Origin of the sequence: Aestuariibius violaceus, from assembly GCF_040779325.2 — a bacterium.
Classification (GTDB): Bacteria; Pseudomonadota; Alphaproteobacteria; order Rhodobacterales; family Rhodobacteraceae; genus Aestuariibius; species Aestuariibius violaceus.
Map to the genome: position 1 here is coordinate 125,896 of NZ_JBFONT020000005.1, position 23,673 is coordinate 149,568.

Genomic DNA, 23,673 nt, shown 5'->3' on the forward strand with positions numbered 1-23,673 from the left:
CACACGAAACGGACCAAGGGGCAGCAAGACCCCGACGAGGCGACCTAAGGTTTCATACAGGCACCCCGATTTCGTGAACGACAGATCCGGCGCGCGAGCGAGCAGACATCCCCCCAGGTGGCGCGCGCAGTCGGCCTTCCCCTCTCCAGGGGCGCGGCGGATCGAGCAGTGGCAGCAGCTCGATCCGCCGTTTTCAATTCAAGATCCGGGGGAAACGAAGGGGCCGCGGGCAGTGGCACTGAGGTTCAGAGGCGAGTTCAACCAGAAGGTTGACAGCAAGGGGCGGATGTCGATTCCGGCCCGGTTTCGCCGTGTCCTCGAAACTGGCGATCCCGACTATCCGGACATCAACTCCCAGGCGTCGCTGGTCCTTCTTTATGGCGACCACCTGACCGATTGCATGCACGCCTACACGGTCGAGGCGTTTCGCGATATCGAGGACGAAATCCTGGCGATGCCGCGCGGATCGGAAGAGCGGCGGATCCTGTCGCGATTGATCCTCGGCCAGTCGCTTGACGCAGAGGTCGACAAGGACGGGCGGGTCGTGATCCCGAAAGAGCAGCGGGACAAGTACGGTTTGTCCGGCGACACCGTCTTTATCGGGATGGGCGATCATTTCGAGATCTGGCCGGCCGAGGCCTTCGAGAAGGAAGAGGGGGCGTTCGCGCGTGACTTCCTGGACCGGCAGGAATCCGGGTTCGATCCATTGGCGCTGTTGCAGGGGCGGGGGTGAGCGGCGCACCACACGTGCCGGTCCTGCTTGGGCCTCTGATCGAGGCCGTTTCTCCCATTGCGGGCACCTGGATCGACGGGACCTTCGGGGCGGGTGGTTATACGCGTGGGCTGCTTGAGGCTGGCGCCGAGCACGTGATCGCGATCGACCGGGATCCGCTGGCGTTCGAGATGGCCGAGGATTGGATCGATGACCGGGTGACACCGGTGCGTGGCACGTTTTCGGGAATGTCTGAGCATGGGCTTGTCGACGGGGTGGTGCTGGACCTTGGCGTGAGCTCCATGCAGCTCGACCGGGCAGAGCGGGGGTTTTCGTTTCAGAAGGACGGACCTCTCGACATGCGGATGAGCCAGGAAGGGCCGACGGCGGCTGATCTGGTGAACACTCTCGATGAAGGGGACCTGGCCGACATTCTTTACCACTACGGGGAAGAACGCGCGTCGCGCCGGATTGCGCGTGCGATCGTGAAGGCGCGGCCGATCGAGACGACGCTGCAGCTGGTCGAGGTCATCGAAGGCTGCCTGCCAAAGGCGCGCCCCGGGCAGAGCCATCCGGCGACGCGATCCTTCCAGGCGCTGCGCATCGCGGTCAACGACGAATACGCGGAACTTGCCGATGGGCTGGAGGCCGCGGAGATCGCGCTGAAGCCGGGCGGCAAGCTGGCGGTTGTGACGTTTCATTCTATCGAGGACCGGATGGTGAAGCGGTTTCTGCAGGCGCGATCCGGTGGTGGGGGCAATCCGAGCCGTTACGCGCCAGCCAGAGAAATAGAGGCGCCGGGTTTCGAGATCCTAACCAAGCGGGCCGTTGCGCCGGATGCGGATGAGATCGCCGCCAATCCGCGCGCCCGGTCGGCCAAGTTGCGTGTGGCGCGGCGAACCGTCGCCGAGGCGCGGCCGGTGGATCGGAAGATGTTGGGTATGCCGCAGGTGGGAGAGGTCTGATGCGGTCGTTCTTGTTTGCGGTGTCGGCTTTGGCCATCGTGGGCCTCGCCTTCTGGGCCTATCGCGAGAATTACGCGACCCAGCAAAGCCTGCGCGATGTGCGCGCCTTGCATGAGGAGATCGGCGCGGCGCGGACACGGCTTGCCGTGTTGAACGCGGAGTGGGCCTATCTGAACCGGCCCGACAGGCTGCGCGATCTTGTAGAGCTGAACTACGACCGGCTGGAGCTGTTGCCGCTGGCGCCGGAGGCGTTCGGGCGGGTCGACCAGGTGGCGTATCCGCCGAAAGAGATCGATTTCGAGGCGGTCACGCAGGCCGTCGAGATTTCCAGCGACGGGGGAACCTGGCCATGATCCGCACGCCTTTGAGGCCGCTTGCCCGGATCCTGCGTGCGCGGGAACGGGGAGAGAACCCGGATATCATCGAGCGGGAGAACCGCCGGATCCGCCACGAACAGATGCGCGACCGGGAGCGGCAGGTCGCCGAGGGGAGGCTGCTGGTTCTGGGGGCGCTTTTCGTCTGCGCCTTTGCGGTGATCGGGTTCCGGATGGGTGTCTTGGCGGCGTCCGAGCCGCGGGAACCCCGGGCGGCAGCGCCGGGCAGCGCGATCGTTGCCCAGCGGGCCGACATCATCGACCGCAACGGTCGGGTGCTGGCGACGAATCTTGAGACCCACAGCTTGTATGCACAGCCGCCGCAGATGGTGGACAAGCGGGCGGCGGCCGATGGGCTGGCCGCGATCTTTGACGATCTGGAGGCGGATGAGCTTTACGAGGATTTCACCGGCACGCGGAAGTTCCTCTGGATCAAGCGGCGGATCAGCCCTGAGCAGATGCAGGCGGTGCATGAGATCGGAGATCCCGGGTTGCTCTTCGGGCCGCGGGAGATGCGGCTTTATCCGAACGGGCCGATCGCGGCCCATGTTCTTGGCGGGTCGTCGTTCGGGCGGGAAGGCGTGGCGTCGGCCGAGGTGATCGGCGTTGCGGGCGTTGAAAAGCGGTTCGACGGACCCTTGCGGGATCCGGCGCGGGACGGGGCGGCGTTGCAGCTGTCGATCGATCTGGGGATCCAGGCGACGGTGGAGCGGGTGCTGCACGGCGGGATGACGCTGATGAACGCCAGGGGTGCGGCGGCGGTGCTGATGGACGTGCATACCGGCGAGATCGTGACGATGGCGAGCCTGCCGGATTTCGATCCGAACACGCGCCCGCGCCCGCCGGTCGAAGGGGATGCGTCGGACAGTCCGCTGTTCAATCGCGCCTTGCAGGGGGTCTATGAGCTGGGATCGGTCTTCAAGATCTTCACGGCGGCGCAGATGGTTGAGCTGGGGCTGGCGGATCGGCACACGCTGATCGACACGCAGGGGCCGATGACCTGGGGCCGTCACCGGATCCGGGAGTTCCGCAACAAGGATTACGGGCCGCATCTGAGCGTGACGGATGTGATGGTGAAATCTTCGAACATCGGCACGGCACGGATGGCGCTAGAGATCGGGATCGAGCGGCAGCAGGATTTCCTTAAGTCGCTGGGCCTCTTCGAGCCGACGGCGGTCGAGATGGTCGAGGCGCCTTCGGGGCGGCCGTTGCTGCCGCGGCGGTGGACGGAGATTTCGACGATGACGATCAGCTATGGGCATGGGCTGTCGTCGTCGCCGGTGCATCTGGCGGCGGCCTATGCGTCGCTGGTCAATGGCGGGACGCGGGTGCAGCCCACGCTGCTGAAGCGGGATGCTCCGGTGGTTGGGGATCGGGTGGTGAGCGAGGCGACCTCGCAGGCGGTGCGCGAGATGCTGCGCGCTGTCGTGGCGGAGGGGACGGCGAGCTTCGCCGACGTGCCAGGCTATGCGGTGGGCGGCAAGACGGGCACTGCGGACAAGCCGCTGACGCGGGGCGGCGGGTACTATGATGACAAGGTGATCGCGACTTTTGCTGGGATCTTCCCGGCGCATGATCCGAAATATGTGATCGTCGTCTCGCTGGACGAGCCGGTCGAGACGTCGGGCGACGAACCGCGGCGGACCGCAGGGTGGACGGCGGTTCCGATCGCGGCGGAGATCATCCGGCGGACGGCGCCGCTTCTGGGGTTGCCGCCTCAGATTGAACCCGGTGCCACAGAGGATATAACCCTGACTTCGAACTGAGTGGGGATGGATATGGGCCGGACGGCAAGCCTGAGCGCGCTGGGACTGACTGCAAAGGGGGCGATGGAGGCGACCGTCACCTCGCTGGAGGTCGATAGCCGCAAGGTACAGCCTGGCGCCTTGTTCGCCGCGCTACCCGGAGTGAAGGTCCATGGAGGCAGCTTCATCGCGACAGCTCTGGAGAAAGGGGCAGTGGCGGTTCTGACCGATGCGGACGGAGCGTCTTTGGCCGCGGATGCGCTGGCGGGATCAGAGGCGGCGCTGGTCGTTGTGGAATCGCCGCGGCAGGCGCTCTCCTACGCGGCCGCGCTTTTCTATGGTGCGCAGCCCGAAACGATGGTCGGCGTGACCGGGACGAACGGGAAGACCAGTGTCGCCACCTTCACACGCCAGATCTGGGAGGCGATGGGGCTCGCGGCAATCAACCTCGGGACGACGGGCGTCGAAGGCGCCTGGACCGCGCCGCTGGCGCACACGACGCCCGAGCCGGTGACACTGCATCGCGTCTTGGCCGAAGCGGCGGAGGCGGGGATCACCCACGGTGCGATGGAAGCATCGTCGCACGGTTTGGCGCAATACCGGTTGGACGGGGTGCGACTGGCTGCAGCTGGGTTCACGAATTTCAGCCAGGATCATCTGGATTATCACGAGAGCTTCGCGGCTTACTTCGCCGCAAAGGCGGCCCTGTTTTCGCGAGTGTTGAGCGAAGGGGCGCCTGCGGTCATCAACCTCGATGACGGGCGGGGGTCGGACATGGCAACGCTGGCGCGGGAGGCGGGGCATCCGGTGCTTGGCGTCGGGCGGCGGCCTGCAGCGGATCTGCGGATCGAAGCCTTGCGGTTCAACGCGACGGGTCAGGAACTGCGTTTTCAATGGGAGGGGCAGAGCCATCAGGTGCATCTGCCCCTGATCGGCGGGTTTCAGGCCGAGAATGCCCTAGTGGCGGCAGGGCTCGCCATCGCTTCGGGCAGCGAGGCGGAGGACGTGTTCGACGCGCTCGAGGCGTTGAGGACCGTGCGCGGGCGGATGCAGCTTGCGGCGCAGCGGGGGAATGGTGGGGCCGTCTTTGTCGATTACGCCCATACGCCGGATGCGGTGGCGACGGCGTTGCAGGCGCTGAGGCCGCATGTCATGGGACGGATCGTCTGCATCGTCGGTGCAGGCGGGGACCGGGACCGGGGCAAACGGCCTTTGATGGGGACGGCCGCCGCGGATTATGCGGATCAGGTGATCGTGACGGACGACAATCCCCGCAGCGAAGATCCGGCCCTGATCCGCGCCGCCGTGATGGAGGGCGCGCCTGAGGCCGTCGAGATTGGCGACCGGGCCGAGGCGATCTTGCGCGGCGTCGATGCCCTGGGGCCGGGGGATGCCCTTCTGATCGCCGGGAAAGGCCATGAGACCGGGCAGATCGTGGGCGATACGGTCCTGCCTTTTGACGATGCGGAGCAGGCGAGCGTGGCCGTCGCCGCGCTTGAGGAGGCGCGCGCGTGACCGGGCGAGGAATTTGGTCGGCGTTGTGCGAGAAACCCATAGCCGAAGGCTTCCGACCTTGAGCACGCTCTGGACCTCTTCCGATATCGAGACCGCGACGGGCGGTGTGGCCAGCCATCCGTTCGAGGCGGACGGGCTTTCGATCGACACGCGAACACTGGTGCCCGGCGACCTGTTCATTGCCCTGAAGGTTGCGCGGGACGGGCATGACTTTCTCGCAGCTGCCTTTGAAGGTGGCGCGGCGGGAGCGCTGGTCACGCACCGCCCCGAGGGCCTGGCCGACGACTTTCCCCTTGTCTTAGTCGAGGACGTGCAAGCCGCGCTGGAAGCTCTGGGACGGGCGGGGCGGACGCGGACGCAAGCGAAAGTGCTGGGGATCACAGGATCGGTCGGGAAGACCTCGACCAAGGAGATGCTGCGGACGGTTTTAGAGCGGCAGGGGCGGGTCCACGTGCCCGAAGCCTCTTACAACAATCAGTGGGGCGTGCCGCTGACGCTGGCGCGGATGCCGGTCGAGACCGACTATGCGGTAATAGAGATCGGGATGAACAATCCGGGAGAGATCGCCCCTCTGTCGAGGATGTCGGATCTGGATGTGGCGCTGATCACCACGGTGGCGCCCGCCCATTTGGCGGCGTTCGAGAGTGTCGAGGGGATCGCGCGAGAGAAAGCCTCGATCTTTGAAGGGCTTCGGGCCGGTGGCCGCGCGATCGTCAACGCCGATATCGAGACCACCCCGATCCTCGTGGAGGCCGCTAAGGCGGCGGGTGCGGAGGCCATCTTCTTTGGCGAGACAGGGCGGGATTGGCGGCTGACCGATCTGCGGTTGAGCGATGCTGCAACGGTCTTGCAGGCCGAGCATGGAGGCGAGGATTGGCTCTTCAAGCTCAGCGTGCCGGGACCGCATTTTGCCATGAATGCTCTGGGCGCGCTGGCCGCGGTCGAGGCCTTGGGGGCCGATGCGGGGCGTGCGGCGCAGGACCTGGCCCGGTGGCAGCCCTATGAGGGGCGCGGGACACGGGAGACGCTGATCCTCGACGACGCCGAAGAGGGGCTCAGCTTCGATCTGATCGATGACGCGTTCAACGCCAACCCGGCCTCGGTCGAGGCGGGACTTGCCGTGCTTGCCGCCGCAAGCCCGCGGGACGGGATCGGGCGGATCGGCCGGGGGCGGCGGATCGCGATTCTGGGCGATATGCTGGAGCTTGGACAGACGGAGGAGGCGCTTCACCGCGATATCGCAGCGTTGCCATCGGTCGCGCAGATCGACCTGATCCACTGCGTGGGACCGCTGATGAAGGCGCTGCACGCCACGCTGCCAGAGGTGAAGCGGGGGCGCTGGTGCGAGACGTCGGAGGAGTTGGCCACGGTTGCGAGGACGCTGGTTGATGCAGGGGATGTTGTTCTGGTCAAGGGTTCCAAGAGTATCAAGCTGCCCCGCGTCGTTGACGCGTTGCGGAAACTCGGGCATCCGGGCCCGCAAAACGAAGAACGATAACCGAGGGGCGAAAGGGGCACGCGCATGCTCTACTGGCTGACCGCGCTGTCCGATGGCGGCGATGTATTCAATCTTTTCCGCTACATCACGTTTCGGGCGGGCGGTGCGTTTCTGACGGCGCTGACCTTCGGGTTCATGTTCGGGCCGCCGCTGATCAACGTGCTCAGGCAGCGGCAGGGCAAGGGCCAGCCGATCCGAGACGACGGGCCGGAGGGGCATTTCGTGAAGGCGGGGACGCCGACGATGGGGGGGCTCCTGATCGTGGGGGCACTTCTGACGTCGACGCTGCTCTGGGCGCGGCTGGACAATCCGTTCGTCTGGATGGTGATCCTCGTGACGCTGGCCTTCGCGATGATCGGGTTCGCGGACGACTACGCCAAGGTGGCCAAGCAATCGAGCGAGGGGGTGTCGGGGAAGCTGCGGCTTGCCGTCGGCTTTGGCGTTGCGGCGCTGGCGGGGAGTTGGGCGGCGATCGTGCATCCCGATGAGCTGACCAACCAGCTTGCCTTGCCCATCTTCAAGGATACGCTGATAAATCTCGGTTTTCTGTTCGTGCCCTTCGCGATGATCGTCATTGTCGGCGCGGCAAATGCCGTCAACCTCACCGACGGGCTGGACGGCCTCGCGATCATGCCGGTGATGATCGCCTCCGGGACGCTCGGGATCATCGCCTACGCGGTCGGCCGGACGGATTTCACCGAGTATCTTGACGTGCATTACGTGGCTGGGACGGGGGAGATCCTGATTTTCTGTGCCGCGCTGATCGGTGGGGGGCTCGGGTTTCTTTGGTACAACGCTCCACCGGCTGCGGTGTTCATGGGCGATACGGGATCGCTCGCCCTTGGGGGCGCTTTAGGGGCCATTGCTGTAGCAACGAAGCACGAGATTGTTTTCGCTATCGTCGGCGGGATCTTCGTGGTCGAGGCACTGTCGGTGATGATTCAGGTGTTCTATTTCAAGCGGACGGGGAAGCGGGTTTTCCTCATGGCGCCGATCCACCATCATTATGAAAAGAAGGGTTGGGCGGAATCGACCATCGTGATCCGGTTCTGGATTATCGCGCTGATCCTCGCGATGATCGGGCTGGCGACGTTGAAGGTGAGATGACGCCTGTACGGGAGCCCCATGCCATGATTTCGGGCATGGATCCGGTCTTGCGGCCGGACGCCTTTGTGTTCGTGACATCGGACGATCCCGCGCTTTGCCAGCACGCGATCGCGAGTTTCCGAGAGGATGAGGGACAAAGCCTGATCCTGCCGGAAGGGATCGCCCGTCAGGCCGGTTTGCCGTGCGATCTGCCTATGGCGTGGATCACGCTGCGTGTCGTTTCGGCCCTTGACGGGGTCGGGCTGACGGCCGCGGTGTCGACGGTTCTGGCTGAGGCCGGCATCGCCTGCAATGTCGTCGCGGGGCGGCATCACGACCATCTTTTCGTGCCGAAGGACCGGGCGCAGGAGGCCGTGGCTCTGCTGCGGGAGCGGGCGGCTGCGGAGGGACGCGCGTCATGATCCCGGTTCGTGGATATGGCGGGAAAACCGTTGCGGTGCTTGGACTTGGGCGGTCCGGGCTGACGGCGGCGCGGGCGCTTGAGGCGGGTGGCGCTGAGGCCGTGGCCTGGGACGACGGGGCCGCGGCAAGGGACCGGGCGGAGGGCGAGGGGATCGTTCTTCGGGATCTGACGCAGGGCGGGGCGTTCGACGGAGTTTCGGCGCTGATCGTGAGCCCCGGCATTCCGCATCTGTATCCCACGCCGCATCCGGTGATCGCTGCGGCCTGGGAGGCGGGGGTGCCGGTCGACAACGATATCGGGTTGTTCTTCCGGTCGTTCGGGAACGGCGATTGGGACAAGTTCGACACCACGCCCCGGGTGATTGCCGTGACGGGTTCGAATGGAAAATCAACGACTTCGGCCCTGATACATCATGTGCTGGAAGAGGCCGGGCGACCGGCGCAGCTGGCGGGGAATATCGGGCGCGGGGTGCTGGATATCGAGCCCGCCCGGGACGGGGAGGTGGTGGTGCTGGAGCTGTCGTCTTACCAGACCGACCTTGCCCGGGCGCTGACGCCGGACATCGCCGTCTTCACCAATCTGACGCCGGATCATCTGGACCGGCATGGCGGGATGGGCGGATATTTCGCCGCAAAAAGAAGGCTTTTCGCCGAGGGCGGCCCGGATCGGGCGGTGATCGGGGTGGACGAGGTCGAGGGGCGGTATTTGGCCAATCAGCTGGCCGAGGACGGGGCGGAGATGCGGGTGATCCGCGTGTCGGCCGAGCGCAAGCTGGACGGGCCCGGATGGGCGGTCTTTGCCAGGAAAGGGTTTCTGGCGGAGTGGCGCGGGGGACGGCAGGCCGGGTCGATTGATTTGAGGGATATCAAGGGCTTGCCGGGCGCTCATAATCATCAGAATGCGTGCGCGGCCTATGGTGCCTTGAGGGCCATCGGGCTGGGGCCGAAGGCGATCGAGCGGGGGTTTGCGAGCTTTGCCGGGCTGCCGCACCGGTCCCAGCGGATCGCCGAGAAAGACGGCGTTGTCTTCGTCAATGACAGCAAGGCGACCAACGTGGATGCGGCGGCGAAGGCGCTGGCGGCGTTTCCGAAAATTCGCTGGATCTGCGGGGGGTTACAGAAGGAAGGGGGTCTGGACGGGCTCGCCTCGGATCACGTTCTGAAGGCCTATGTGATCGGGCGGGAGGCGGAGGCGTTCGCGCGGCAATTGTCTTGTGAATCAGAGGTTTGCGGGACAATGGCGGTGGCCGTCGCTCGGGCGGTCGAGGAGGCGGAACCGGGGGAAACAGTGCTTTTGGCGCCAGCGGCGGCGAGTTTCGATCAGTATGACAGCTTTGAGCGGCGGGGCGAGGATTTCGCGGAGCAGGTCGCGGCCTGCCTGACGTCCTGACCTATTAGCGCCTGCTTATCGGTGGGCTTGCGCGACGGGCCGCGAATCAGGGGTTAACGCCTGCAAAATCACGGAAATGGCGTGTCGGCATCCGGTCGGCATCGCGTCGGCTTTTTGTCGGACATCTCGTCCGACTTGGGCGGGGTAACGGACCGTCCGGTGGGTTTTTCGCCCGCAACACGCGTTGACAATGCGCTGATCTGGGGCGGATTGTTTCTGGCGCTATCCGTCGTCCGATAGCGCGATGAGGGAGGCGTTGCCGCCGGCGGCGGTGGTGTCGGTGGAGGTCACGCGTTCCTCGACGAAGCGGGTGAGGTAGAGCGGCCCGCCTGCCTTGGGGCCGGTGCCGGAGAGGCCGCGGCCGCCGAAGGGCTGGCTGCCGACGATGGCGCCGATCTGGTTGCGGTTGACGTAGAGGTTTCCGGCTTCGATCCGGCCGAGGACTTTGGCGATCTTGGCCTCGATCCGGCTGTGGATCGCGAAGGTGAGGCCGTAGCCGGTGGCGTTGATCTCTTCGATGACCTTGTCGAGGTCGGCGGCGGCATAGCGTTTGACGTGGAGGATGGGGCCGAAGATCTCCTCCGTCAGGCGGTCGTCTGGCCGCAGGTCGAGGATGGTGGGCGGCATGAAGAGGCCGCCCGGCGCGTCGGCCTGCCAGTGCAGGCGGTCCTGCCAATGCGCGACATGGGCCTTGAGACGGTCGAGGGCGGGCTGGTCGATGACCGGGCCGATATCGGTGGCCGGGTCGAGCGGGTCGCCCATGCGCAGCGTCGCGGCGGCGCCGGTGATCATGGTGAGGATGCGGTCGGCCACGTCCTCTTGCACGTAAAGGATGCGGCAGGCCGAGCAGCGCTGCCCGGCGGAGCGGAAGGCGGATGCGGTGACGTCGTCGGCCACCTGTTCGGGCAGCGCCGTCGCGTCGGCGATCATCGCGTTGACGCCGCCGGTTTCGGCGATGAGCGGGACGATGGGGCCGTCGGAGGCGGCGAGCGCCCGCTGGATCGCCTTTGCGGTGGCGGTGGAGCCGGTGAAGACGACGCCTGCGGTGTCGGGGTGGCTGGTAAGGGCGGCGCCGGTTTCCGTGCCGCCGGGGACGAGGTGGAGGGCGTCTTTCGGGACGCCTGCCTTGTGCAGGATGTCGATCGCGGCTTTCGCGATGGCGGGGGTCTGGGGCGCCGGTTTGGCGGCGACGGTGTTGCCGGTGGCGAGCGCGGCGGCGACCTGGCCCAGGAAGATCGCCAGCGGGAAGTTCCAGGGGGCGATGGCCACGAAGGGGCCGCGGCCGGTGAGGGTGTGGACGTTTTCCTCTCCGGCGGGGCCGGGGAGGGGGGTGGTGACCATGATCCGGCGCGCCTCGGCCGCGTAGTAGCGCAGGAAATCGGCGGCCTCGCGGATTTCGGCGATGCCGTCGTCGATGGTCTTGCCGGCCTCGCGGGCGAGAATGGACATGAGTTGCGCGCGGTCGTCCTCAAGCGCGTCGGCGGCTGTTTCGAGGATCGCGGCACGGTCTTCGACGGGGGTGTCGCGCCAGGCGGGGAAGGCCTTGGCGAGCGTTTCCATTGCGCGGTTGGCGTCGGCGGGGGTGGCCTCCGGCGGCGCCTGCGGGGCGGGGGCGGCCTGCATGGCGGCGGTGATGGGGTCAAGCTCGGCCCGGTGGCCGAATTCGATGCCCGCGGAGTTCTTGCGGGGGCGGAAGATGTCCTTCGGCAGCGGGATCTGCGGGTGGCGCGGGGCGTGGTCGCGGAGCGCGTCGGAGGGACGTTCGAGGAGTTCGGAAACGGGGATGGCGCGGTCGCCCGCCTGGGCCACGAAGGAGGAGTTGGCGCCGTTTTCGAGGAGGCGCCGGACGAGATAGGCGAGAAGGTCGCGGTGGCCGCCGACCGGGGCGTAGATCCGGCAGGGGATGGGGCCCGCCTCGCCCACGCCCGCGCCTTCGGAGATCTGGTGGTAGAGGTCTTCGCCCATGCCGTGGAGGCGCTGGAATTCGAACCCGCCGCGGTTGTCGCCCGGGCGGGCCTTGGCCATGTCGAGGATCGTGGCGACGGTCAGCGCGTTGTGGGTCGCGAATTGCGGGTAGATCACGTCGCGCCGGTCGAGAAGCGCATCGGCGCAGGCGAGGTAGCTGACATCGGTCGCGGGTTTGCGGGTGAAGACGGGGAAGTCGTGGGCGCCTTCGACCTGGGCGCGCTTGACCTCGGTATCCCAGTAGGCGCCCTTGACGAGGCGGATCATCATGCGGGCGCCCTTGGCGGCGGCGAGATCGGCGCACCAGTTCACCACGTGTAGGGCACGTTTCGCATAGGCCTGGATGGCGAGGCCGAAGCCGTCCCAGCCGCGCAGGGTCGGGTCGGAGAAGACGGCGGCGATGACGTCGAGGGAAAGCTCGAGGCGGTCCTGTTCCTCGGCATCGACGGTGAAGTTCAGGTCGTGGGATTTTGCGGCGCGGGCGAGGTGCAGGACGGTCGGGACAAGCTCGGCCAGGACGGCGTCGCGGTTGCGGGGCTCGTAGCGCGGGTGGAGGGCGGAGAGCTTGACCGAGATGCCCGGGCGGTCGGGCAGGGCGCCCCTGGCGGAGGCGCCGATATGGTCGATGGCGTCGGCATAGGACTGGGCGTAGCGGTCGGCGTCGGCCCGCGTGCGGGCGCCTTCGCCGAGCATATCGTAGGAGAAGCGGTAGCCTTCGGCCTGGAGGGGACGGGCGCGTTTCAGCGCCTCTTCGATGGTGCGGCCGAGGACGAATTGGTGGCCGAGATAGCGCATCGCCTGGCGCACGCCCTGGCGGACGGCGGGGCCGCCGATGCGGCGGACGGTGCTGGAGAGGATGCCTTCGGGCGTTTCGCCGGGCCGGACGATGCGGGTGGAGAGGCCGAGGCCCCAGGTGGCGGCGTTGACGAAGAGCGTGTCGGCGTGGTCAGCATGGGTCCAGTCGCCCGCGCCGATCTTGTCGGCGATGAGCGCGTCCTGGGTGGCGGCGTCGGGCACGCGCAGGAGCGCTTCGGCCATGACCATGAGCGCAAGGCCTTCCTTGGTGGAGAGGCCGTGGTCGCGCAGGAAATCCTCCAAGCCTCCGATGCGGCCCGCGCGGGCGCGGATGCCTTCGATGAGGGCGCGGGCGTCGCGGTCGATCCGCGCCTCTGCCTGATCGTCGCGCTTGACGCGGGCGAGGAGGTCGGGGACGAGGGTCTCGTCGGGCGGCGCAAACGGGGCATCGAATTGCGGCAGGATCGGGTCGGGCGCGTTCATCGGCAATCCTCCTGCACCATGGTCGCGCGGGGGCCGCGGGAAGGCAAGCTGTGGGCGCGGTAGAGATGTTGGCGGTTTCATCAACCCACGGATGAAGCCGGAAAATTCTGGTGCGCGGGAGACACAATGGGCCCGCAAATGGTCGCGTCGGCGGATCGCCGCTCTGGCTTGCAGGGTGCCGGAAGTTTCAACAATAACAGGCAGTAAGCGTGATTTAAGACGTTGAAATAACAGATTAGCATCACGTTTTGGCCAGATTCGGTTGGAACAAACCATGAGATGGCACGAGTGCGTCTAGTTTAGCGGTGATATGATTTCGGAACTGGAATGGTGAGCGCAGAAAGAATCGATAGAAGCGACGGCAAAGACGGATTTGCCGATGAGCTGCCCCCCGGCACCACGTTGATGCATGGGCAGTATACGATTGAGCATTTTCTGAACGCTGGCGGCTTCGGGATTACCTACCTCGCCAAGGACAGCCTCGACCGGAAGATCGTGATCAAGGAATGCTTCCCCAGCACGTTCTGCCGCCGCAGTCGGACGATCGTGCAGGCGCGGTCGCGCGCCCACCAGGCGGAGCTGAAATCGATCGTCGATCTTTTCGTGCAGGAGGCGCGGAGCCTGGCCAAGCTGGCCCATCCGAGCATCGTGGGCGTTCACCAGGTCTTTGAGGACAACAACACCGCCTACATGGCGCTCGACTTCGTCGAAGGCGCGGACCTTCTCGACCGGCTGGAAGGCGAGGGCGAGCCCCTGGAGCCTGCCGTCATCGAGGAGATGGTGCGCAAGCTTCTGGATGCGATCGGGTTCATCCACCGGCAGGGGATGCTGCACCGGGACATCTCGCCCGACAACATCCTGCTGAACAAGAAGGGCAACCCGGTTCTGATCGATTTCGGCGCCGCGCGCGAGCAGGCGACCCGGGCCAGCCGGGTGCTGTCGGCGATGCGCGTGGTGAAGGACGGATACTCTCCCCAAGAGTTCTACATCCAGGGCAGCGAGCAGGGACCGTCGAGCGATCTGTATTCGCTCGCGGCGACCTTTCACCACGTCATCACCGGCGACGTGCCGCCGAACAGCCAGGCGCGCCTGGCGGCGATCGCATCCGGGGCGAAAGATCCGTATACGCCGCTTCTGGGGCGGTTCCCGGATTACAAGGACGGTTTCCTGGCCGCGATCGACACGGCGATGTCGGTGCTGCCGAAAGACCGCCTGAAGTCCGGGCGGGACTGGCTTGCGATGATGGACCGCACGGACGGGGTCGACGGCACCTCTGCCGTGATCCTGTCGATGATCAGCGAACAGGCGGCGGAGGCCGAGGCGGAAGCGCAGGCCGCGCGGATGGCGGAAGAGGCCGCCATGGCAGCAGAGGCCGAGGTGAAGGCCCTCGAGCGGGCCGCCAAGAGGGCCGAGGACGAGGACAGGCCGATCAGCCGCAAGCTGAAGGCGATTTCGGAGGCCGATCCCGATTTCGACCGGCTGGCCGAGGATTTCGACGACGCCGCGGAAGCCGTCAAAGTCGCGCAGGCCGCGCGGTATCCCGACGGCGAGATGCAGGCGACCCCATCAGGTGGGCGGAAGCTGGTGCTTTACGGATCGGTTGCCGCAGCGGCGCTGGTGGCGGTTCTTGGGGTGTCCACCCTGTTGCGCGGCGGCGACGACGACCTGTCGGCGCAAAACGAGGTGGCGCTGTCTGCCCCGGAGCAGGTCGCGGCAACGACGAGCGAGGCGCCCGCGGACGCGCCGGACGCATTCGTGGCATCGAACATCGCCGCGGTGTCGAGCACGCCATCGGTATCGTTCGAGCTGGAAGAACCGGCCCCCGAGGCAGAGATCGACGCGGTGGACGCGGCCGTGGCCGAGGCCCTGCGCCAGGGCGGTGTGGTCGAAACGGCGCTGGAGATGCTGCCCGATCCCGCGGACGAGGCAAGGTCATCTTCCGTGATGTCGACCTGGCTGATCGATCTGCCCTTCACCGTTTCGGCAGAGGGCGAGATCAGCGCCGTGGATGCCGGTGCGCCCGACTGGGCGGCGCGCGGGACCGATATCGTGGCGGTGAACGGCGTGTCGTTCACCGGTGCGGAGCCGCTGAGCCGCGTGGCGGTCGATACGCTGAACCTTGACGGTCAGGCCGAGGTCGAGGTTGCCTTCGATCTGGGCGCCGGGGGTGCCGCGGCGCCGGTCGTGGAAAGTGCAGTATTCCAGGTGGTTCGCGAGACGTCACTGTCCAACGGGACACGGTTTGAGACGCGCTATGGCGGCGAGACCTGGGTGACGCGCCTCGTCGCGCTGCCGGAGGATGCGCGAACTGACATTAAGGTTGGTGACGTTCTCATGGTATACATGCCGACAAGCGAGCGGATCGCGGAGAGCGACAGCATCGCCGAAATACTGGATCGCGAGATCGCGGCGGGCATCCGCCAGGTGCCTTTCGCGGTCATGAGAGAGGGTTCGATGTGGGTCGTTTCCCTCGACCTGCCGACAGAGAGCCTCGAGAACTGATACGAAACTGGCCGCGGGGGGACGCGGACCTGACCGGATAGCAGAAGGACCGACGTTATGAAGTTCATTCGCCAACTCATCTCACGGAAGAGCAACAGCTCTGACTTCGACAAGGGGCGGAAAAACGGCCTCGTTGGCGCAGCCGAGCCGAAGCTGACCGACAAGCCCAGCACGATCTCGGTGGGCAGCCAGCGGCCCGTCGCCGATGCCCTGAAGACGTCGGACACGCCGCCGGTTCAGGAAGAGCGGTCGAGCGATCTGCTGAACAAGCTGAGCACGGAAATCGAGCAGAAGACGGCAGCGAAGGCGTCACCGCCCAAAGCGGCAGCTCCGTCGGCCCGGCCAGCGGCGAAACCGGCCAAGCCGGCGGCCAAGAGCGCGCCGATGAATATCTGGGATCTGGAAGGCGATGACCTGGACGCTGGCGAGGCGAAGGCCGAACAGCCCGTCGTGAGCGTGCCGAAGCCCGTCGCGGGGCGCAGCCAGCGCCGGCCTGGCCGGACGAAGACCCGCCTGATCGGGTTTGAGAAGTCGGAAGGCACCGTCGTCGACCTGTTCGACCCGACCGCGACGGTCGTCACCAGCGGCCGGTCGCAGTTTCCGGTCGGCTGGATCGTCGTCACCGACGGCCCGGGCCGGGGCGAGGCATTTGCCCTGAAGGCGGGCATGTCCCAGATCGGCCGCGGCGAAGATCAGACCGTGCAGCTGGATTTCGGCGACATGGCGATCTCGCGCACCAACCACGCCGCGATCGCCTACGATCCGGAGACCCACAAGTTCCTGCTGGGCCATGGCGGCAAGTCGAACATCGTGCGCCTGAACGACAGCCCGGTGATCTCGACCGAAGAGCTCAAGAACGGCGACATGATCCGCATCGGGGAAACCACCCTGCGGTTCGCCCGGCTGTGCGATGAGACATTCAACTGGTCGGACAAACCGAACTCGAAGGAGAGCGACGATGTGGCGATCGCCTGAACCCCGCTTTGACGTCGCCTCGGCGATCGCCCAGGGCGGTCGCGACTACCAGGAAGACGCGATTATCACCGACTTCCCGTTCGGGGCCGAAAGCGGCGTCGCGGTTCTGGCCGACGGCATGGGTGGCCATGCCGCGGGCGACGTGGCGAGCAAGATCGTCGTGACCGAGGTCTTCAGCGAACTGAAGTTCCAGAGCACGGAGATGATGGAGGATGAGCGCATCATCCCCGACGTGATGGCGCGGGCCGCGATGGTGGCCAATGACGTCGTCCGGTCGCATGTGATGGACAACCCCGACACGCGCGGGATGGGGGCGACGATGGTCGCGCTGGTCCTGATCGAGAACCGCCTGTTCTGGATGTCGATCGGCGACTCGCCGCTTTACCATTACCGGAGCGGCAAGCTGCATCAGCTGAACGAAGACCATTCGATGGCGCCGCAGATCGATTACATGGTGCAGGCCGGATTGCTGGACGCCGAAGCGGCCCGCAACCACCCCGACCGCAACTGCCTGACCTCGGTGATCCTGGGTGACCGGATCGCGCGGAGCGATTGCCCGGGCAAGCCGTTCGAGCTGAAGCTGGGCGATATCGTCGTCGTGTCGAGCGACGGGCTGCAATACCTCGAAGAAGAGCGGATCCGGAAGATCCTGCACAAATACCGCCGCCGCCGGAGTGCGGAGATCGCGGGTTATCTTCTGGAAGCGATCGAGGAGCTGGCCGATCCGGATCAGGACAACGTGTCGTTCTCGGTCATCAAGATGAACCACATGAAGGCGATCCAGCGCCCGATCACCCGCAAGCCTGCGGATTACGTGGAATCGATGCCTGCGGCCACGCGGCTTGTCACCGGCGATATCGGCGCCGCGGTCGAACCGGGCGAGGCGGCCCCCGCAGAGGCGGCCGTTGTCCAGGCACCGCCGGTCTTCGCCTCGGCCCAGGCCGAAACGCCGGGCCCGGAGGACGAGGCCGAAGAGGTTGCCGCGACAGAAGAGGCGGTTGAAGAGACGAGCGAAGTGGAGGAAGATGCACCTGCGTTGAAAGTCGCGGGAGGCGCAAGTTAATGCAGAGGCGATCGGATGACGAAATCCGCATCGCCCTTGAAACATCCCTCAAATCAGGAACGCTGCCGGCCAAGCTGAAAGAGCAGTCGCAGCAGGCCTATAACCGGATCACGCAACCGGTGCGCATTGCCGTGATGGGCTTGCCCAAGAGCGGCAAGACGACACTGCTCAACCTGCTGGTCGGCGATACCGTGATCCCGATCGAGGCCGAGTTGCCGAGCTACACGATCAGTCGTGGTGAGACGGAGCGGGCTGTCTGCACCCTGCGCGACGGGTCGGAGAAGGTGTTCGAGACGATCGACATCCCCGAGATCATGGCCGAGGGGCCGGTCTACATCTCGTTCGAGATGGATCTGCCGGCGCTTGAAAAGATCTCGGTGCTGGAAGTCGTGATGGGGCCGGAAGTGGCGCATCGGCGCCGGGCGATGGCCTGGGCGGCGCGGCGCGCGGATATTGCGCTTTGGTGTTCCCAGGACTTCGACGAGGACGAGTTCGGTCTGTGGACCGGGATGCCGGACCGGATCAAGGACCATGCTTTCCTCGTCGTCACCAAGGCGGACCTTTTTGCGGGTGACGGGTCCTTGGAAGAGCGGCTGGGCCGGATGGCGGATGTCGCAAGCGACGATTTCCACGGCATTTTCCCGATCGCGACCTTGCAGGCCCTCGACGCGCGGGCGCCCGACGGGTCGATCGACAAGGCGCGGATGGTGTCGAGCGGGGGGCTGCCGCTGATCTCGGCCATCCTGAAGGTGGTGGAGCTTGGGCGCCAATCGGCGTTCGACAAGGCAGAGATGCTTCTGCGGCAATCGGTCGAGAAGACGACGCCGCCGACCGAATTGCCGAAGGAATTGAAAGAGTTGATCGCCGCCACGTCGAAGCGCAAGCGGGCGGAGCGCGAGGCGGCGGAAGCGGCGGCGCGCGGCGAGGATGCGCCGAAGCTGCCCAAGGCGAAGATCGTTGCCACCGAGGACGCGCCGGCCGCCGAGCCGACCGCCCCCGACGCGCCGAGAGAGGACAAGCTGCGGCCCGAGACGCGCGAGCTGTTCCAGAATGTGGTGTCTCATGTCGCCGAGCGCGGCGCGGAATTGAGCGCGGACGTGCCTGATCTGGGCGATGCGGCAGGCGAGACTTTGCTGAACGAGGCGATCGAGATCGCCCAATGGCTGGCCGACTGTCTGAGCGAGCAGAGCGGGATGGGCGACGATGTGGTCGACAGCGCGACCGACATGGCCCTTGACGCAGCGGACCTTTTGCAGTTGATGCAGCTGGAAGATGGGGGCGACGCAGCGTCCGAAGCGTTGACGGTGCTTTTGCAGTTGAAACGGGATTTACAGTCCCAGCTCGCTGCATAGAATTATTGCGCGATCTTAAATGATCGCCAATCGAGGGACACAATTGCGCCCTCTTTTCGCTTTATCGACTGTCGACAAAGCCAGTTCGGGGGTGAGGTTTGTCGACCGTTTCGCATGCCGGACGAGCCCCGGAGAGACTGATCGAGGATGAGCCAAGGGATGAGAGATCTGAAGGACCAGGACGTCATCGGTAAGCCAGCTGCCCAAACGAACCTGCTGCGGATCGGAATGGAACGGCTCGACGCTTTCGTGAGCGAGATCGAAGACGTCGAGGATTCGCTGAACACGATTGCCGATATTGGCGGGGCCGATATCGAGAAGAAGACGCGCAAGCTGTCGCGCCAGCTGCGGACGATGAAGCCCAGCATCGCGATGATCGGCCAGATCAAGGCCGGTAAGACGTCGCTCGTGAACGCGATGATCGGGAAGCCGGAATTCCTGCCTGCCGACGTCAACCCGTGGACCTCGGTCGTCACCTCGCTGCATATCAACGCGCCCGACGCCGACGAGGCGCCGATGGCGTCGTTCCGCTTCTTCGACCAGAACGAATGGGATCACCTCGTCTCGAATGGCGGGCGGATCGGCGAATTGTCGAGCCGGGCCGGCGCCGATGACGAGCTTGAGAAGGTGCGCGAGCAGATCGCAATGATGCGCGAGAAGACGAAGGAGCGTCTTGGGCGCAAGTTCGAACTGCTTCTCGGCCAGAAGCACGATTACGGCCATGTCGATAAGGAACTGGTCGAGCGCTATGTCTGCCTCGGCGACGATTTCGGCGAGCCCGAAGAGGGCGCGGAGCAGCAGGGCCGCTTTGCCGATATCACCAAATCGGCCGACCTCTATATGGAGCGCCCGGAATATCCGATGTCGCTCTGCATCCGGGATACGCCCGGTGTGAACGACACGTTCATGATCCGCGAGCAGATCACGATCAACGCGCTGCGCGAAAGCCGCATCTGCGTGGTCGTCCTGTCGGCGCACCAGGCGCTGACCTCGATGGATATGGCGCTGATCCGGCTGATCGCGAACGTGAAGTCGCGCGAGGTTCTGATCTTCGTCAACCGGATCGACGAATTGTCCGAACCGGCGACGCAGGTCGAGGAGATCCGCCAGAGCATCCTTGAGACGCTGGCGTCGAACGATGGCCCGGAAAACCCCGAGATCATCTTCGGCAGCGCCTATTGGGCCAACATGGCGATGACCGGCGACCTGCACGAGATCGTCGAGGACAGCGCGGGTGCGATGTTCAACTGGGCCGAGGTGGCCCTGGGCGAGGATGCCGATACGCTGTCCCCGGCCGAGTTGGTCTGGCAATTGTCCGGCATGCCGCATCTGTTGAGCGCGCTGGCCGAACGGGTCATCGAAGGCGATGGCGGCGACGCGCTGAGCGGGATCAAGAAGAGTGCCCTGAACCTCGTGGGCGGCCTGATGACGACGAGCCAGGTCGTGTCCATGCGGCTTGACAGCGGTGAGATCGCCCCGCTCGACAAGGGCGCTCTGGAAGAGCGGCTGAAGGGGATCGAAACGTCGAGCCAGGAGGCTTTGACGCAGCGGCTGGACAAGGTGGTGGCGCAGTTTTCGACCCGGATCGAGCAATCCCATCGCCGGTTCCTGGACCGGGCACTGGAATCGCTGATCACCCATCTGGAGACCAAGGGCGAAAACGAGATGTGGCAGTACAGCCCGAACGGGCTGCGGATGCTGCTGCGGTCGAGCTATCAGGTGCTGCGCCGGAACTACACGACGGCCTGCGAGCAGGCGTTTGCTCAGGCGGCGGAGGATATTGCGGCAACCTATACGGATGTCTGCGGCGTGTCCGTCGACGGCTTCTCGATCACCCCGCCCGATGCGCCCAATGTGCCGGCGCCGGTGTCGCTGGGCCAGACCATCGCTTTGGACCTGCAGACCGCCTGGTGGAAGGGCTGGTGGCAGCGCCGCAAGGGCTACCGCGCCTTCGCGAGCAGCTTTTACGAGCTGATCGAGGCGGAGACCGCGCCGATCATCGAAGAGCTGCGCGGCCAGCAGACCGAAGCGATCCGGGCGAGCGCGATGCAGGTTCTGGGCGAGTTCGTCGCGGAGCAGCGCGATATCCTGACCGGCATCAGCGACAAGGCCGATGTCAGCGTCGAGGAGCTTCAGGGGCTCTTTGGTGTGACGGCCCAGCAAGAGCGTGACAGCCTGCTACGCTTGATCTACGAAGAACTGGGCGGCGCAGAGATGCCGGAGCCCGTCGAGGCGTAAATCGCATGAGTGGGGCAACGATGCACAGGATCGGCGACGGATCCGGCGCGGCGCGCAAACCGCGCATCGCGCTGATGGGCGAATTCAGCGCGGGCAAGAGCACGCTGTCGAACCTTCTTTTGGGCGCGCGGCCCTTGCCGGAAAAGGTGACGGCGACGCGCCTGTCGCCGGTCTGGCTGGCCAAGGGCGACGACCCGGCCTATCGCGAGACGACCGATGGGTCGCTCGAGCATGTGTCCTTGGACCATCTCGAAGGGATTCCGGTGGAAGAGACGCGGGTGATCCGCATCTTCCTGGAGGCGGATATCCTTGATGTCTGCGACCTGATCGACTTTCCCGGCATTTCCGACCCCAATATGTCGTCCGACGTGTGGCAGCGGATGCTGAGCGAGGTGGATGCCGTTCTCTGGTGCACCCACGCGACGCAGGCCTGGCGGCAAAGCGAGGCGGGCGTCTGGTCGGGCATCCCGGAAGAGGTTCGCAAGCGCAGCCTTCTGCTGGTCACCCGGTTCGACAAACTGACCACCGATCGCGACCGCAAGCGCGTTCTGAGCCGTGTGATGCGCGAGACGGAGGGGCTGTTCGCCCATACGTTCCCGATCTCGCTGACCCAGGCCCTGGCCGCAGGCGAGGACGACGCGAAATGGGAGGCGAGCGGCGCGGCGGCGTTTGCCGATCATCTGATCGAGATGGTGGTCGAACTGGCCGCCTTCATCGAGGACAAGCCCGAGAGCATCTATCAATGGGCCGAAGCCGGCGGACCATCGCAACCGTCGAAGCCGAAGTCCCAGGTCAAGCTTCACCGCCCCGCGGCCATGGGCATCGCCCCCAAACGGGTCGAGCCGCAAGGCGAGCGCACGGAACGGCTGTCCGCCGAGGATGCGTCGGGACGGCGCAACTACATCCAGGCGGTCGCGGCAAGGTCTACCGAGGAAGGCGCGACGCCGACCGAGGAAACCGAGAGCTGATTGCCACATCAAGCGCCCCTCGGGGTTGATTGATGATCAGCCGGTGCAACTGGCCTTTCAAAGAGTGTGCAGATGACGTATTCGGTTGGATGACCAACGCCCCCGGCGGAGACAATGAGCCTTTCGGACGAATTGGATAGCCTGCGTGCCTCATTTGCGGCCTGCGAAACCGTTGCGTTCGCAGACCTGTCGTCGCGCATGGTGTTGGTGACGAGCAGCGAGCGGACCCTGCGGCAAGAGGCGCTGGACGCGTTATGCGAAGAGGCCGGGTTGCTCTTCGAGGGGCCGAAGGGCGGCGATCCGATCTTTTCCAGCGAGGATGGCGCCGATACGGCGATCTTTGCGACGCATGACGGTGTGGATGTATTCCTTCGCGCAGCTTCGGAACCGACGGATGTTCTGTGTTGCCGGTGCGGCGCCGATATCGACGTGGCGGCGTTCGTCACCGAAGCGCGGGCACAGCTGGAGAAGATAAGTGGAGGCACCGAGTCCTGACCGCCGGTCGGGACGCGCGCGCAAGGCATCAAGACACCGACATGAAGACCACCGACGACATCGCACGCAAGCTCGCCGCACTCTCCTCGATGGAGGAGGAGTACCTGCCCGGCGGAGCGCGCGTGATTTCGCGCGGGGGTACGCCGGAGCCGCTTCAGGCGATCCTGCGCGAGATTGACGAGACGGTGCTGCAGCGCAAGCTGACCTTCAAGGCGGCGAATGACGCTTCGGTTGCGATGGTCATCGCCGGGCGCCGGATGCAGGGCGTTGCCGATCTGAGTGCCGATCTGGATGGCGGTGCGGTGTCGGACCTGAAGATGCGGGCGCTGACGAAGGACGATGCGTTCCTGCTGGAGGCTTTCTCTGATCTGATGCGCCGGTTCGCCGAGGGCGCAGAGGATCTGTCTGTCACCAGCGAACCGGCCGAGCGGTTGGGCAGTGCCGCGGAGGCCGGCCTTTCCGTCAGCAGCCTGACCGAGATCTGGGCGGTCGACATGTGGGCACCGCCGCCGTCACGTATCGGACGGTTTCTGAAGGCGAGCCGGCCCAGGCTGGACGCCTTCGTACAGACCTCGGGCGAGGAAGAGGTCGGCAAGATCGGAGAAACGACGCGCCTGACCGAGCTTGATGCCTTGCTGAAGGACCGGGCCAAGAGCTATGGCGCCGCCTTGCAGACGCTGCGGCCCGATGCGCCGGAGGTCCGGTTGAGTATTGCCGGTGCCGCCGCCGGGGGGAGCGGGTATGTCGCCCTGGCCGAGGACGGGGACGACCGGGCGGCGCTGGCGTTTCGCCCGGATGCTCTTTCGGACATTTTGAGCGCCTGGGGCAAAGCCGCCGGATAGAATCAGTTAATTCGGTTTATTTTTTGTGTAAATTCGCCTTTACACTTTGTTTTGTCTTTTCATTAATGAATTGAGCCTCGTCTCTATAATTGGTTGCTGATTAATTCCCCATACAATTTTGACGTGCATTTTTCATTAATATAAAATGCCGAATTTGTCCGCGAGTAGTCGACAATCTCTAGTTCGGCTCGTCTTTGCCAGAATTTTTTCACAAATGACTTTCATCTTCCTTTCAAGGTCAGCGAGCTGGGCCTGCAAAAGCGCGAAATTTTAGGGTTTTTCGCGTG

Annotated in this window: 18 protein-coding genes; 17 read left to right on the top strand and 1 reads right to left on the bottom strand. The window is 65.3% G+C overall.

From position 1 onward, the window contains the following. The first annotated feature begins 232 nt into the window (after positions 1–232). Genes mraZ through murD form a run of 9 tightly spaced genes read left to right on the top strand, consistent with a single transcriptional unit; the run spans position 233 to position 9,708 of the window. Entirely contained in the window at positions 233–733 is a 501-nt protein-coding gene (gene mraZ, locus AADZ90_RS16215; RefSeq protein WP_367311710.1) for a division/cell wall cluster transcriptional repressor MraZ, read from the top strand. Beyond that, positions 730–1,677, top strand: coding sequence for a 16S rRNA (cytosine(1402)-N(4))-methyltransferase RsmH (gene rsmH / locus AADZ90_RS16220; RefSeq protein ID WP_367311711.1), 948 nt, complete (start codon positions 730–732; stop codon positions 1,675–1,677). Before mraZ ends, rsmH begins: the two co-directional genes overlap by 4 nt. Next, the gene (ftsL, locus tag AADZ90_RS16225) at positions 1,677–2,030 is read left to right on the top strand and encodes a cell division protein FtsL (protein ID WP_367311712.1); all 354 of its coding nucleotides are present in this window, start codon (positions 1,677–1,679) and stop codon (positions 2,028–2,030) included. Before rsmH ends, ftsL begins: the two co-directional genes overlap by 1 nt. Beyond that, entirely contained in the window at positions 2,027–3,817 is a 1,791-nt protein-coding gene (locus AADZ90_RS16230) for a peptidoglycan D,D-transpeptidase FtsI family protein (protein WP_367311713.1), read from the top strand. Before ftsL ends, AADZ90_RS16230 begins: the two co-directional genes overlap by 4 nt. A 12-nt stretch (positions 3,818–3,829) precedes the next feature. Next, positions 3,830–5,311, top strand: coding sequence for a UDP-N-acetylmuramoyl-L-alanyl-D-glutamate--2,6-diaminopimelate ligase (locus AADZ90_RS16235; protein WP_367311767.1), 1,482 nt, complete (start codon positions 3,830–3,832; stop codon positions 5,309–5,311). A 58-nt stretch (positions 5,312–5,369) separates the two neighbouring features. Then, positions 5,370–6,809 carry a UDP-N-acetylmuramoyl-tripeptide--D-alanyl-D-alanine ligase gene (locus tag AADZ90_RS16240; RefSeq protein ID WP_367311714.1) on the top strand — a complete coding sequence of 480 codons (1,440 nt, stop codon included), beginning with the start codon at positions 5,370–5,372 and terminating at the stop codon, positions 6,807–6,809. Between the two features lie 24 nt (positions 6,810–6,833). After that, complete coding sequence (gene mraY, locus AADZ90_RS16245) at positions 6,834–7,916, top strand: phospho-N-acetylmuramoyl-pentapeptide-transferase (protein WP_367311715.1); 1,083 nt, start codon at positions 6,834–6,836, stop codon at positions 7,914–7,916. After that, entirely contained in the window at positions 7,913–8,317 is a 405-nt protein-coding gene (locus tag AADZ90_RS16250) for an ACT domain-containing protein (RefSeq protein ID WP_367311716.1), read from the top strand. The genes mraY and AADZ90_RS16250 overlap by 4 nt, the downstream gene beginning before the upstream one ends. Further along, entirely contained in the window at positions 8,314–9,708 is a 1,395-nt protein-coding gene (gene murD, locus AADZ90_RS16255; protein ID WP_367311717.1) for a UDP-N-acetylmuramoyl-L-alanine--D-glutamate ligase, read from the top strand. The genes AADZ90_RS16250 and murD overlap by 4 nt, the downstream gene beginning before the upstream one ends. 222 nt (positions 9,709–9,930) lie before the next feature. Here murD and AADZ90_RS16260 read toward each other — a convergent pair whose 3' ends face one another. Continuing rightward, a complete protein-coding gene (locus tag AADZ90_RS16260) occupies positions 9,931–12,951 on the bottom strand; it encodes an L-glutamate gamma-semialdehyde dehydrogenase (protein WP_367311718.1) in 3,021 nt (1,006 codons plus the stop codon). A gap of 330 nt (positions 12,952–13,281) precedes the next feature. Here AADZ90_RS16260 and AADZ90_RS16265 point away from each other — a divergent pair, with 330 nt between their 5' ends. The 8 genes from AADZ90_RS16265 (at position 13,282) to AADZ90_RS16300 (ending at position 23,386) form a co-directional block, all read left to right on the top strand. Then, positions 13,282–15,453, top strand: a complete 2,172-nt coding sequence (locus tag AADZ90_RS16265) for a serine/threonine-protein kinase (protein WP_367311719.1) — start codon at positions 13,282–13,284, stop codon at positions 15,451–15,453. Positions 15,454–15,510: 57 nt separating this feature from the next. Further along, positions 15,511–16,428 carry an FHA domain-containing protein gene (locus AADZ90_RS16270; protein WP_367311720.1) on the top strand — a complete coding sequence of 306 codons (918 nt, stop codon included), beginning with the start codon at positions 15,511–15,513 and terminating at the stop codon, positions 16,426–16,428. Then, positions 16,412–17,491: a PP2C family protein-serine/threonine phosphatase gene (locus tag AADZ90_RS16275; protein ID WP_367311721.1), complete on the top strand. Its 1,080-nt coding sequence runs from the start codon at positions 16,412–16,414 to the stop codon at positions 17,489–17,491. The genes AADZ90_RS16270 and AADZ90_RS16275 overlap by 17 nt, the downstream gene beginning before the upstream one ends. Further along, entirely contained in the window at positions 17,491–18,843 is a 1,353-nt protein-coding gene (locus AADZ90_RS16280; RefSeq protein WP_367311722.1) for a hypothetical protein, read from the top strand. Before AADZ90_RS16275 ends, AADZ90_RS16280 begins: the two co-directional genes overlap by 1 nt. 159 nt (positions 18,844–19,002) lie before the next feature. Next, positions 19,003–21,081, top strand: coding sequence for a dynamin family protein (locus AADZ90_RS16285; RefSeq protein ID WP_367311723.1), 2,079 nt, complete (start codon positions 19,003–19,005; stop codon positions 21,079–21,081). 5 nt (positions 21,082–21,086) lie between these two features. Then, positions 21,087–22,049, top strand: a complete 963-nt coding sequence (locus tag AADZ90_RS16290) for a dynamin family protein (protein WP_367311724.1) — start codon at positions 21,087–21,089, stop codon at positions 22,047–22,049. 114 nt (positions 22,050–22,163) lie between these two features. Continuing rightward, positions 22,164–22,544 carry a hypothetical protein gene (locus AADZ90_RS16295; RefSeq protein WP_367311725.1) on the top strand — a complete coding sequence of 127 codons (381 nt, stop codon included), beginning with the start codon at positions 22,164–22,166 and terminating at the stop codon, positions 22,542–22,544. A gap of 41 nt (positions 22,545–22,585) precedes the next feature. Further along, entirely contained in the window at positions 22,586–23,386 is an 801-nt protein-coding gene (locus tag AADZ90_RS16300) for a hypothetical protein (RefSeq protein WP_367311726.1), read from the top strand. Positions 23,387–23,673: the final 287 nt, after the last annotated feature.